At 69.0% G+C, this 11755-nt stretch carries 12 protein-coding genes; 10 read left to right on the forward strand and 2 right to left on the reverse strand.

The features are described 5' to 3' along the window. Nucleotides 1–160 precede the first annotated feature (160 nt). The 3 genes from ripC to pimB all read left to right on the forward strand — a co-directional run bounded on the left by ripC (nucleotide 161) and on the right by pimB (nucleotide 3407). The gene (gene ripC, locus AC5Y4T_RS04745; protein WP_499952310.1) at nucleotides 161–1318 is read left to right on the forward strand and encodes a peptidoglycan hydrolase RipC; all 1158 of its coding nucleotides are present in this window, start codon (nucleotides 161–163) and stop codon (nucleotides 1316–1318) included. A gap of 46 nt (nucleotides 1319–1364) precedes the next feature. Further along, entirely contained in the window at nucleotides 1365–2195 is an 831-nt protein-coding gene (locus tag AC5Y4T_RS04750; protein ID WP_499952339.1) for a hypothetical protein, read from the forward strand. An 81-nt stretch (nucleotides 2196–2276) separates the two neighbouring features. After that, a complete protein-coding gene (pimB, locus tag AC5Y4T_RS04755) occupies nucleotides 2277–3407 on the forward strand; it encodes a GDP-mannose-dependent alpha-(1-6)-phosphatidylinositol monomannoside mannosyltransferase (protein WP_499952311.1) in 1131 nt (376 codons plus the stop codon). A 104-nt stretch (nucleotides 3408–3511) separates the two neighbouring features. Here pimB and AC5Y4T_RS04760 read toward each other — a convergent pair whose 3' ends face one another. Next, the gene (locus AC5Y4T_RS04760) at nucleotides 3512–5314 is read right to left on the reverse strand and encodes an AMP-dependent synthetase/ligase (protein ID WP_499952312.1); all 1803 of its coding nucleotides are present in this window, start codon (nucleotides 5312–5314) and stop codon (nucleotides 3512–3514) included. Between the two features lie 154 nt (nucleotides 5315–5468). Here AC5Y4T_RS04760 and AC5Y4T_RS04765 point away from each other — a divergent pair, with 154 nt between their 5' ends. The 5 genes from AC5Y4T_RS04765 to AC5Y4T_RS04785 all read left to right on the forward strand — a co-directional run bounded on the left by AC5Y4T_RS04765 (nucleotide 5469) and on the right by AC5Y4T_RS04785 (nucleotide 8864). Beyond that, nucleotides 5469–5858, forward strand: coding sequence for a polyketide cyclase / dehydrase and lipid transport (locus AC5Y4T_RS04765; RefSeq protein ID WP_499952313.1), 390 nt, complete (start codon nucleotides 5469–5471; stop codon nucleotides 5856–5858). Nucleotides 5859–5961: 103 nt separating this feature from the next. Next, entirely contained in the window at nucleotides 5962–6399 is a 438-nt protein-coding gene (locus AC5Y4T_RS04770; protein WP_499949787.1) for an SRPBCC family protein, read from the forward strand. Beyond that, a complete protein-coding gene (locus tag AC5Y4T_RS04775) occupies nucleotides 6392–7660 on the forward strand; it encodes an ArsA family ATPase (RefSeq protein ID WP_499952340.1) in 1269 nt (422 codons plus the stop codon). The genes AC5Y4T_RS04770 and AC5Y4T_RS04775 overlap by 8 nt, the downstream gene beginning before the upstream one ends. After that, nucleotides 7657–8049 (forward strand): hypothetical protein, encoded by a 393-nt coding sequence (locus AC5Y4T_RS04780; RefSeq protein ID WP_499952314.1) that lies wholly within the window; start codon nucleotides 7657–7659, stop codon nucleotides 8047–8049. Before AC5Y4T_RS04775 ends, AC5Y4T_RS04780 begins: the two co-directional genes overlap by 4 nt. 86 nt (nucleotides 8050–8135) lie before the next feature. Further along, a complete protein-coding gene (locus AC5Y4T_RS04785; RefSeq protein ID WP_499952315.1) occupies nucleotides 8136–8864 on the forward strand; it encodes a lysophospholipid acyltransferase family protein in 729 nt (242 codons plus the stop codon). Here the strand turns inward: AC5Y4T_RS04785 and AC5Y4T_RS04790 are convergent. Continuing rightward, nucleotides 8861–10138, reverse strand: a complete 1278-nt coding sequence (locus AC5Y4T_RS04790) for a glycosyltransferase 87 family protein (protein WP_499952316.1) — start codon at nucleotides 10136–10138, stop codon at nucleotides 8861–8863. The two genes, AC5Y4T_RS04785 and AC5Y4T_RS04790, sit on opposite strands and share 4 nt — an antisense overlap. Nucleotides 10139–10246: 108 nt before the next feature. Between AC5Y4T_RS04790 and AC5Y4T_RS04795 the strand changes: the two genes are divergently transcribed. Together AC5Y4T_RS04795 and AC5Y4T_RS04800 are read left to right on the forward strand one after the other, a co-directional pair. After that, nucleotides 10247–11116 (forward strand): hypothetical protein, encoded by an 870-nt coding sequence (locus AC5Y4T_RS04795; protein ID WP_499916739.1) that lies wholly within the window; start codon nucleotides 10247–10249, stop codon nucleotides 11114–11116. Between the two features lie 84 nt (nucleotides 11117–11200). Beyond that, nucleotides 11201–11695 (forward strand): polyadenylate-specific 3'-exoribonuclease AS, encoded by a 495-nt coding sequence (locus AC5Y4T_RS04800; RefSeq protein ID WP_499915979.1) that lies wholly within the window; start codon nucleotides 11201–11203, stop codon nucleotides 11693–11695. Nucleotides 11696–11755: the final 60 nt, after the last annotated feature.

Genomic DNA, 11755 nt, shown 5'->3' on the forward strand with positions numbered 1-11755 from the left:
TCCTCGAGCCAGCGAAACGATTCACATAGAAATGACAGAATTCTTTCTAATTTCTTAACCGCTCGCTTTGGACAAACGCCGATATCGTTTCGTAACCTGTTTGAGACCTAAACCAGCTCGACGACCCGAATTCGTCGATGGCCGTTTAAGGAAGCAAATCTTGAGGCTTGACTCTAGGTACCCGGTTGCGCGTGTCCTCACACGTTCGGCCATAGGGGCACTAGCTGGCTTCGCGATCTTCTCCGGCGTCATCACCGGCCCCGCGTGGGCCGACCCGGCCGAAGACGCCACGGCAAAACTCAACGAACTGTCCCGCCAGGCCGAGCAGACCACCGAGGCGATGCACAGCGCGCAGCTCGACCTGAACGACAAGCTGGCCGCGCAGCGCGCCGCGGACAAGAAGCACACCGACGACCAGGCCGCGGTCGACGCGGCCAAGGCGCATCTGTCGTCGTATCAGGATTCCGTCAACAAGCTGGCAGCCGCGACCTACATGGGCGGCCACGTCGACGGCATGGAGGCCATCCTGACCGCCGGCTCGCCGCAGGGCCTGATCGACAAGCTGGCGGTGCAGCGGGTGATGGCCGCGCAGATGGCCAGCCAGATGAAGAGCTACCGGATCGCCGGGGAGCGGGCCGCCAAGGCCGAGCGCGAGTCCGCCAAGTCGGCCGCCGACGCCAAGAGCGCGGCCGAGCAGGCCGCCGCGGTGCGGGCCAGCCTGCAGTCCAAGCAGAGCCAGCTGCAGGTGCAGATCGCCGTCGTCAAGTCGCAGTACCTTTCGTTGACCGCCGACCAGCGCACCGCGCTGGCCAATCCGGGACCCGCTGCGCCGGCGGCCGCACCCGGCCCGGGTGCCCCGGCGCCGGAAGCGGCGCCCCCGGGCACACCCCCAGGGCAGGCGCCCGGTGAGGCTCCGCCCGCCGGCGGGATGCCGGGCATGCCCGGCATGGCGCCCGGCGGTGTCGGCGGCGGCGACCGCGCCACCGTCGTGCAGGCCGCGCTGACCCAGGTCGGTTCGTCTTACGTGTGGGGCGGCGCCTCACCGGGGGCGTTCGACTGCTCTGGGTTGGTGATGTGGGCGTTCCAGCAGGCCGGCATCTCGCTGCCGCACTCCAGCCAGGCGCAGGCCCAGGGCGGTCAGCCGGTGGCGCTGTCGGACCTGCAGCCCGGCGACGTGGTGACCTTCTACAACGACGCGTCGCACAGCGGCATCTACGTCGGCGACGGCATGGTGATCCATTCCTCCACCTACGGCGTGCCGGTGCGGGTGGTGCCGATGGGCTCCGCAGGCCCGATCCACGACGCCCGCCGTTACTAGAGACGCTCGACCGCGGCGCCGGCGGCTCCCGCTGCTGCTGGCTTGGCTGTTCGTCCTCGAGCTCCTTGTGGTCGCGGCCGTGCCGTTCGATGCCGTGCGCGAGAGCCGGATCCGACCCGCCCAGCTGGTCATGCCCGCCCGCAGCCAGATCGGTGCGTCAACCAAGTCGATCACCGCCGGCGATCGCATCGTGCGGTTGTTGGGCCTCGGCGGGCCCGCCAGTGACCGGTTGCTGGCTCGGGTGGCCGCGGACATGGGTGCGGCGATCACCGCGGTCGAGTCGTTTTGGGGCGCCGACTGGCCCCGCGAGATCTCCGTGGTCGCGGCCGGAACGGACGAGGAATTCCGCGCCGCCGCCGGCGGGGGACCCGCGTCCCAGTGGGCCGATATCGCGGCCGTGACGGTCGCCGACCGCGTCGACCCCGCCCGCCACGTTGCCGTCGGCCAGCGGATCGTGTTCGCGCCGGGCGCCGCCGGGATGAGCGCCGCCTCGTTGCGAATCGTGTTGACCCACGAGCTGTTTCACTACGCTGCCCGCACCGACACCGTCTCGGATGCACCCCGCTGGCTCACCGAGGGGGTGGCCGATTTCGTCGGCCGCCCACCTACGCCGATGCCCGCCGACGGCTTGCTACCCATGACGCTGCCCGCCGACAGCGACCTGGACGAGCCGGGGACGCAGCGCTCGCTGGCCTACGACCGCGCGTGGTTGTTCGCCCGATTCGTCGCCGACGCCTATGGGCCGCCGAAGTTGCGCGACCTCTACCTGGCCACCTGCGGCATCCGGCACGCCGATATGGCCGCCGCTAGTCAAGACGTGCTGGGCACCAGCCCGGCGGCCCTGCTCACGCGCTGGCAGCAGTGGCTTTCCCACTAGGCCCGCCCGCCCGGCGCGCGACCGCGGCCCAGCTCGGACCGTCTGCATGGCCCCCGTCGTCGCCAAGCTAGCCTGGCGCAGGTGAGTCGGGTCCTGCTGGTAACCAACGACTTTCCGCCCCGACCGGGCGGCATCCAGTCGTATCTCGGCGAGTTCGTCGGCCGGCTGGCCGCCACCGGGTCGCACTCGGTGACGGTGTACGCGCCGCACTGGAAGGGCGCCGAGGCTTACGACGAGGCGGCCAAGTATCGGGTGGTGCGCCACCTGGGCACGCTAATGCTGCCCGGCCCGGCGGTCGATGCCCGGATGCGGCGGCTGATCGCCGAAGAGGACATCGACACCGTCTGGTTCGGCGCGGCCGCACCGCTGGCGCTGCTGGCCCAGCGCGCCAGGGGGGCCGGGGCGAGCCGGGTGCTGGCCAGCACGCACGGCCACGAGGTCGGGTGGTCGATGCTCCCGGTCGCGCGCTCGGTGCTGCGCCGCATCGGCGACGACACCGACGTCGTCACCTTCGTCAGCCGCTACACCCGTTCGCGCTTCGCGCCGGCGTTCGGCCCCAAGGCTTCGCTGGAGCACCTGCCGCCCGGAGTGGACATCGATCGGTTTCGGCCCGATCCGGCGGGCCGCGCGCGTTTGCGTGAGCGCTACGGGCTGGGGGAGCGGCCCACCGTGGTGTGCGTGTCCCGGCTGGTGCCGCGTAAAGGCCAGGACATGCTCATCAGAGCCCTGCCGTCGATCCGGCGCCGCGTCGAGGGCGTCGCCTTGGTCATCGTGGGGGGCGGCCCCTATGCGGATTCGCTGCGCGCGCTGGCACGCGAGTGCGGGGTGGCTGACGACGTGACCTTCACCGGCGGTGTACCGGCAGCCGAGTTGCCCATGCACCACGCGCTGGCGGACGTGTTCGCGATGCCGTGCCGCACCCGCGGCGCCGGGCTGGACGTCGAGGGACTGGGCATCGTATTCCTCGAGGCGTCGGCAACCGGGGTGCCGGTGATCGCCGGCAAATCCGGGGGAGCGCCAGAAGCCGTGCAGCACAACAAGACCGGGCTGGTCGTCGACGGCCGCGGGGTCGACGAGATCGTCGACGCCGTCACCGGGTTGCTGACCGATCGCGACCGGGCCGCCGCGATGGGCGCGGCCGGGCGCGACTGGGTGACGGCCCAATGGCGCTGGGACGCCCTGGCGGAGCGGTTGGGCACGCTGCTCGGCTGAATCGCGCGCCGGCGTCACGCCAGCGTGACGCTCACACGACGGCGGCACGCCAGCGTGACGCTCGCGGCTAGCGGGAGGCGCCCCCAGCTCGAGCGCTAAAGGGTTCAGTCCTTCTCGTAGATGGCCTCGATGTCGGAGGCGAACTTCTCGGCGACCACGTTGCGCTTGACCTTCATCGTCGGCGTGAGTTCGCCGGTGTCCTCGGTGAAGTCGACCGGCAGGATGCGGAACTTGCGAATCGACTCGGCGTGCGACACCGCCTGATTGGCGTCCTTGATCGCCGCGTCCACCTCGGCGACCAGGTCGGGATCGGTGGTCAGATCGCTCACCGACGCGCCGGCCCCCTTCTGGTTGCGCTGCTTCCAGCCGTCGAACGCTTCCGGGTCGATGGTGATCAACGCGCCGACGAACGGCTTGTTGTCCCCGACGACCATCGCCTGGCTGATCAACGGATGCGCCCGCAGCCGGTCCTCCAGAACGGCCGGCGCGACGTTCTTGCCCCCGGCGGTCACGATGATCTCCTTCTTGCGCCCGGTGATCTTCAAGAAGCCGTCTTCGTCGAGCACGCCCAGATCGCCGGTCCGGAACCAGCCGTCGCTGAACGCGTCTTCGGTGGCCTGCTCGTTGCGCCAGTAGCCGCTGAACACCACACCGCCGCGCACCAAGAGCTCGCCGTCGTCGGCGATGCGCATGCTGTTGCCGGGCACCAACGTTCCGACGGTGCCGATCTTGACATTGCCGACCTGGTTGACGGTGATCGCCGAGCTGGTCTCGGTCAGGCCGTAACCCTCGTGGATGGTCAGGCCCACGCCGCGATAGAAGTGCCCCAGCCGCGAGCCCAGCGGCGCGCCGCCGGAGACGGCCGCGTGGCAGTCGCCGCCCAGCGCGGCGCGCAATTTGTTGTACACCAGCCGGTCGAACACGGCGTGCTTCGCGCGCAGCGCGAGCCCGCGGCGGCCGCGGTCCTGCGCTTCGCTCCAGTCGACGGCGGTCTGCACGGCCGTCGCGAAGATGCGGCCCTTGCCGTCGTTGGAGGCGTTCTGCTCGGCGGTGTTGTAGACCTTCTCGAACACCCGCGGCACCGAAACCACCACCGTCGGCTTGAACACCGCGAACAGCGGCACCAGGTTCTTGATGTCGCTGGTGAAGCCGACGGTGACCTTGTTGGCGAACGCGGACAACGTCAGTGAGCGCGCCAACACGTGCGCCAGGGGCAAAAAGACCAGCAGCCGCTGTCCCTCGTCGAGCAAGGTCGGCAGGCTCTCCTTGGCGCCGCGGCTTTCGTACAGCAGATTCGAGTGCGTCAGCTGGCAGCCCTTGGGCCGCCCGGTGGTGCCCGACGTGTAGATGAGGGTCGCCGGGTCCTTGGCCCGCAGTGCCTCGAGGCGTGCGGTCAGCTCGGCCGGTTCCACCGATGCGCCGGCCTCCACCAGCTGGTCGAGCGCCCTGGGGCCCGAACCGTCGATGTGCAGCACCCGGCGTAGCGCGGGCAGTTCGGCGGTCAGCTCCGTGACCATCGCGGCGTGCTCGTCGGTCTCGGCGAACGCCAGTACCGCCTCGGAGTCCTGCAGCACCCAGCGGACCTGCTCGGCCGACGACGTCTCGTAGATGGGCACGGTGACCGCGCCCACCGCCAGGATCGCCAGGTCGAGGATCGCCCATTCGTAGCGGGTGGCCGAGAAGATGGACACCCGGTCGCCGGCCTGCACGCCCAGGGAGATCAAACCAAGTGCGGCGGAGCGGATCTGGTCAGCCGCCTCGGCGCAGGTGACGTCGGTCCACTCACCCTCGACTTGACGCTGGTAGATGACGAAGTTGGGGTCGTCGCGCTCGTGTTCGAAGACCATCGCGGCGATGTTGTCCTGTTCGCCGACGGAAAAGCGGGCGGGGACGCTGTACTCACGCACTCTTATGACCTCGATTGACCTCGTGAAGATTCCCGGGAGCCGGGTTGCTGCCGACCAGCCTAATCCGCGCGTTGACCCAGCACGGCCATTGCCCGCTATGACGTCCCGAGCGCCCTCGGCGGGGCACCGCGGGCCGGTGTGTGAAGCTGTGGTCATGAACAGCATCCAGATCGCGGATGAGACGTTTGTCGCCGCCGACGGCGCGCGGGTCGGGGCCGCGGTCGCCCATCGGTCGAACTGGCGCCGCTGGTGGCCGGACCTGCGGCTGCAGGTCGTCGAGGAGCGCGGGGAAAAGGGCATCCGGTGGGCGGTCACCGGCGCGCTGACCGGGACCATGGAGATCTGGCTGGAGCCGTCGCTGGACGGCGTCGTGCTGCACTATTTCCTGCACGCCGAACCCACCGGGGTGGCGGCCTGGCAGCTCGCCAAGATGAACTTGTCGAAGATGACGCACCGCCGTCGGGTGGCGGGCAAGAAAATGGCGTTCGAGGTCAAGGCGACACTGGAACGGTCACGTCCGGTCGGAGTTTCTCCGGTAGTTTAGCCGGGTCGGGTCCGCGCAGAGAGTACCGTGTCGGACCGAGACCCGAGGGGTCCCCCACCATCGGAGGGGTCGATCCGTTCGCGGGAGAGAGGGCAGCAACCAGGTGGCGGAGAAGACGACGCAAACCATCTATATCGAAGCCGACCCGGGCACCGTCATGCAGGTGATCGCGGATATCGATTCCTATCCGCAGTGGATCTCAGAGTACAAGGAAGCCGAGGTTCAGGAGAAGGACGCCGACGGCTACCCCAAAGTCGCGCGGATCGTCATGGACGCCACGGTGATCAAGGACACGATGGTGATGTCCTACAAGTGGCCCAAAGACCGCCAGTCCGTGAGCTGGACGCTGGTGTCGAGCTCGCTGCTGCGTTCCCTTGAAGGCTCATATCGGTTGGCGGCCAAAGGATCTGGTACCGAAGTCACCTATGAACTATCCGTTGACCTGGCCATGCCGATGATCGGCCTGCTCAAGCGCAAGGCCGAGCGCCGGTTGACCGACACCGCGCTGAAGGATCTGAAGAAACGAGTCGAGGCTGAGTGAGTCCACTGAATTCGGAGCGCCCGCCCCGGCCCGGATCAGCCTTTTCGTCGGCAAAGGCGGGGTAGGGAAATCCACCCTGGCTTGCGCCACCGCCGTGGGTGCGGCGAGCGCCGGGCAGCGAGTGCTTGTGGTCTCCACCGACCAGGCGCACTCGCTGGGTGACGTCCTGGGCATCGCCGTCCCGCCGAGCCAGGGCGAAGCGGTTCGGGTGCTCGCCGATGACGCGGAGGCCGGCGGCGGGTTCCTCGACGCACTGGCGTTGGACACGCTGGCGCTGCTCGAGGCCCGGTGGCACGAGGTGGTCGCCGCGCTGGACCGGCGCCTTCCCGATTCGGAGCTGGATACCATTGCGCCCGAGGAGCTTTCGGCGTTACCGGGTGTTCAGGAAGTGCTCGGTCTGCATGCCGTCGGCGAGCTGGCCCGCTCGGGAGAATGGGACCGCGTGGTGGTCGACTGCGCGTCGACCGCCGATGCCCTGCGGATGTTGACCCTGCCCGCCACCTTCGGGCTGTATGTCGAGCGGGCGTGGCCGCGACATCGCCGGCTGTCCGTCGGCGCCGACGACACCCGGTCCGCCGCGGTGGTCGAACTGCTGGAGCGGATCAGCTCTCATGTGGAATCGCTCAGCACGTTGCTCACCGATGGCGATCTGGTCAGCGCGCACCTGGTGCTGACCCCCGAGCGGGTGGTCGCGGCCGAGGCGGCCCGAACCCTGGGCTCACTGGCCCTGATGGGGGTGCGCGTCGAAGAGCTGATCGTCAACCAGGTTCTGTTGCAAGACGACTCGTACGAGTACCGCAACCTGCCCGAACACCCGGCCTTCTACTGGTATACCGAGCGCATCGTCGAGCAGCAGGGCGTGCTCGACGAGCTCGACGCCACCATCGGTGAGGTGGCGCTGGTGATGACCCCGCACCTGTCCGGTGAACCGATCGGTGCCAAGGCGCTGAGTGGGCTGCTCGATGCCGCGCGGCGCCGGGGCGGCACGGCGCCGCCGGGTCCGCTGCGGCCCACTGTCGACCTCGAGTCCGGCACGGGGCTAGGGTCCGTCTACCGAATGCGGCTGGCGTTGCCGCAACTCGATCCGTCAGCCCTGACGTTAGGCCGCGTCGACGATGATCTGATCATCAGCGCCGGGGGATTGCGGCGCAGGGTTAAGTTGGCATCAGTACTTCGGCGATGCACCGTCTTGGACGCACATCTGCGGGGTAGCGAGTTGACGGTGCGTTTTCGACCAGATCCGGAGGTGTGGCCTAAGTGAGTGGGGCTCATTCCGACATCGGTCCGGAACTGCGCAGGCTCGCCCAGACAATCCTGGACGGCATCGACCCCGCGGTGCGCGCGGCGGCGGCGCTGACGGCCGGCGCGGGCGTCGGCACCGGCAAGTGTCAGCAGATCTGGTGCCCGGTGTGCGCGCTGGCCGCGTTGGCAACCGGCGAGCAGCACCCGCTGCTCACCGCGATCGCCGACCACAGCGTCGCCCTGCTCGAGGTGGTCCGCGACATCGTCAACGACATCGACCGGACCGCCAAACCGACGCCGCAGCCGCCGAACGGTCCCCCCGGCGGCGGCCCCGCCCCGCCGGGGGACGCCAACGACGCCATGCCGAGAACCCGTTATCAGCCCATCCCGGTCACGCTCGAGGAGTGAGCGGGCTGCGTCGCAGGTGGTCCCTGCCGATGGGGATGGGTACAGTTGGCGCAGAACATCAGCGCCTGCAGCCGAGAGGGAGCGCCATGTGGTACTGGCTATTCAAGTACGTGCTCCTCGGCCCGCTGCTGTCACTCCTGGGGCGGCCGAAAGTTGAAGGGTTAGAACACGTTCCGAGTTCGGGGCCGGTGATACTGGCCAGCAACCACTTGGCGGTGATGGACAGCTTCTACCTTCCGCTGGTGGTGCGGCGCCGAATCACCTTCCTGGCCAAGTCGGAGTATTTCACCGGCACCGGTCTGAAGGGCTTGTTCCAGCGTTGGTTCTTCACCGCCGTCGGTCAGGTGCCGATCGATCGCACCGATGCCGACAGCGCCCAGGCCGCGCTGAACACCGCCAAGCAGGTGCTGAGCCAGGGCAAGTTGCTGGGCATGTATCCCGAGGGCACGCGCTCGCCGGACGGGCGGCTGTACAAGGGCAAGACGGGGCTGGCGCGGCTGGCCCTGGAGACCGGCGTTCCGGTGATCCCGGTCGCGATGATCGGCACCAACGTCGTCAACCCGCCGGGGACGAACATGCTGCGGTTCGGCCGGGTCACCGTCCGCTTCGGCAAGCCGATGGACTTCTCCCGGTTCGACGGGCTGGCCGGCAACCGCTTCATCGAGCGGGCCGTGACCGACGAGGTGATCTACGAGCTGATGGGGTTGTCCGGCCAGGAATACGTCGACATCTACGCGGCGAGCCTGAAAAAGGGCGGTAGCGGCGACGCGGACAACGGGGAGGCCGTGCGGATTCCCGAGACCGCCGCCGGTTAGCCGGCCGCGGTAACCGGCGTCAACTCCTGCGGGGCCGCATCCCGCGCGCCCCCGCGGGCGGCGACGGTGACTCCGACCGTGACGACGACGGCCAGCGCCCACCATACGTATGACATTCCGGCCAGCTGACGCCACCATGCCGCGCTGGCCTCGTGATGCTTGGGCATCAGGTCGATCGGCGACCAGCGCATCAGCGCCACTCCGACAGCGCTGACCACCACCAGCGCCGCGTTGCGGCGCCGCCAGCCCACGACGCCGGTCACCAGCACCGCCGGCAGCACCCAGACCCAGTGGTGCGACCAGGACACCGGCGACACCACCAACCCGAACAGCGCGACGCATACCACCGCAAGCGTGGGCTCATCGGCGCGCAGCGCCCGCCGCATCGCCCAGACCGTCATCGCGAGCACCAGCAGCGACGCGGCCACCCAGAGCAGGGACCGTTCCTGGTCTCCCAGCCCCAGTCGGGCCAGGGCACCGGCGATGTTCTGGTCGGTGTTCAGCGACGCGGAACCGATCCGGTCGGTGTGATGCACGGTATGCGTCCAGTACTCCCAGGAGTCGTTCCAGGCCAGGACGAAGCCGAGCAGCGTCGCCCCCACAAACGACGCCAGCGCGGTCAGCGCCGCGCGGTTGTCCCGCCGCAGCAGGAAATACAGCAGGAACACGGCCGGGGTCAGCTTCAACGCCATGCCCAGGCCCAGCAGCAGACCGCGCGGCCACGGCGTGCGCCGCGGGAAGCAATCGGCGATCACCAGCGTCATCAACACGACGTTGATCTGGCCGTAGGCGAAGTTCGAGCTGATCGGTTCCAGCCAGATAGACGCCGCCGCCGCGGCAACGATGCCCAGCCACAACCTGCGCAGCCAGGCCGGGCCGGGCAGCGCCGCCGACGCGCTCCACACGCCCAGGCGGGCCAGCACCAGCACGGTCGACACGATGAGCAGCACCAGCGTCAAAGCGGTGATCGCGACGCTGGCGGTGGGCATGTGCATCCAGGCGAACGGGCAGAACGCGATGGCCGCCAGCGGCGGATAGGTGAACGGCAGATCCACGATCGGCGTGTGGAACAGCACCTCGCCGCGGTACAACGGGTGGCCGTCCATCCAGGCCCGGGCGCCCATCTGATAGACGTCGATGTCGATGCGATAGGGCGTGTGCCCGAACAGCTGCCACGCGGCGTAACCCAGCCCCGCGGCGGCCGCCAGCCACGCCAGCGGCCACAGCACCCACCCGGGTCGATTGCCCACGCCGGGCGCCTGCCGTGTACTCATGTCGCACAACAGCGTAATGGGTGCGCGGGGCCCGACCCGCCTGGTGCAGGGCGGGTCCCACGACTCGGACGCAGACAGGCGTAGGTTTCAATAGTGCTCCATTCGTTCGTGACCGAGGTGACCCGATGGTTCGCCCATGATGTTCACGACAGTGGCCACCTGCCCCTGCTGTGCTGCCTGGTCGCCTTCATCCTGACCTTTTTCGTCACGCGCACCTTCGTGCGTTTCATCCGCCACCGCGCCGCCACCGGACGCCCCACCCGGTGGTGGCACCCGCGCAACGTCCACGTCGGGGGAGTGCACATCCACCACGTGACCTTCGGGGTCGTGCTGACCCTGCTCTCCGGCTTGATGCTGGTCACCTTGTCCATCGATGGGCATGAGCCCGAGTTCATCCTTGCCGCAACGCTTTTCGGGATCGGGGCCGCTCTGGTCCTGGACGAGTACGCGCTGATCCTGCATCTGTCCGACGTCTACTGGTCCGAGGACGGCCGGACCTCGGTGGACGCGGTGTTCGCCGCGGTGGCGGTCGCCGGGCTGTTGATCATGGGACTGCACCCGCTGATGTTCTTCCTGCCGATCTGGCACGGCGCCGACTCGACCGTGCTGCGGGCCGTGGTGGGCAGCGCGATGGCGTTGACGCTGCCGATGGCGGTCGTGGTGGTGCTCAAGGGCAAGGTGTGGACCGGTCTGCTGGGCATGTTCCTGGTCGTCCTGCTGGTCATCGGCGCCATCCGGCTGTCGCGCCCGCACGCCCCGTGGGCTCGCTGGCGGTACTCCACGCGGCCGGACAAGATGCGCCGCGCGCTGCAACGCGAGCGGACGCTGCGCCGCCCCGTAGTGCGGGCCAAGCTGTACTTGCAGTGCGCGATCGCCGGCACACCGCGGTTGCCCGACGAACGCACCGTCGACGCGAGGCTCGACCACGAGGTCCACCCCGCGCCGGCGCCCACCGGGCCCATCCTGATCAGTCGGTAGCTCGCGGCCTGAGCCGAACGGACCGGCTCTTGCACGCGCCGTTGCGGCGCTCGCCGTCGGCAACGTCCAGCTAGGCTTCCCCGGGTGCGGTATTTCTACGACACCGAGTTCATCGAGGACGGCCGCACCATCGAGCTGATCTCGATCGGCGTGGCCGCGGAAGACGGCCGGGAGTACTACGCGGTGTCCACGGAATTCGACCCCGAGCGAGCCGGGCCCTGGGTGCGTGCCAACGTGCTGCCCAAGTTGCCGCCGCCGGCCTCGCAGCAGTGGCGCTCTCGCCGGCAGATCCGGGAAGACCTGGAGGCCTTCTTCGGCGTGGATTCTGAGGGGACCGCCCCCGAGCCGATCGAGCTGTGGGCGTGGGTGGCGGCCTACGACCATGTGGCCCTGTGCCAGTTGTGGGGGACCATGCCGGAGTTGCCGCGGTCCATCCCCCGCTTCACCCGCGAACTGCGGCAGCTATGGGAAGACCGGGGCAGCCCGCGGATGCCGCCACGGTCATCCGATGCGCACGACGCGCTGGTCGACGCGCGGGATCAGCTGCGCAGGTACCGGCTCATCACAGCCGGCGACTAAGACCGCGGGCCGAGTCGCGTTCGCGCAGATCAGCCCCGACCGGGGGCGCCCGCACCCCCG

It is taken from the genome of Mycobacterium sp. NGS11 (genome assembly GCF_059813315.1).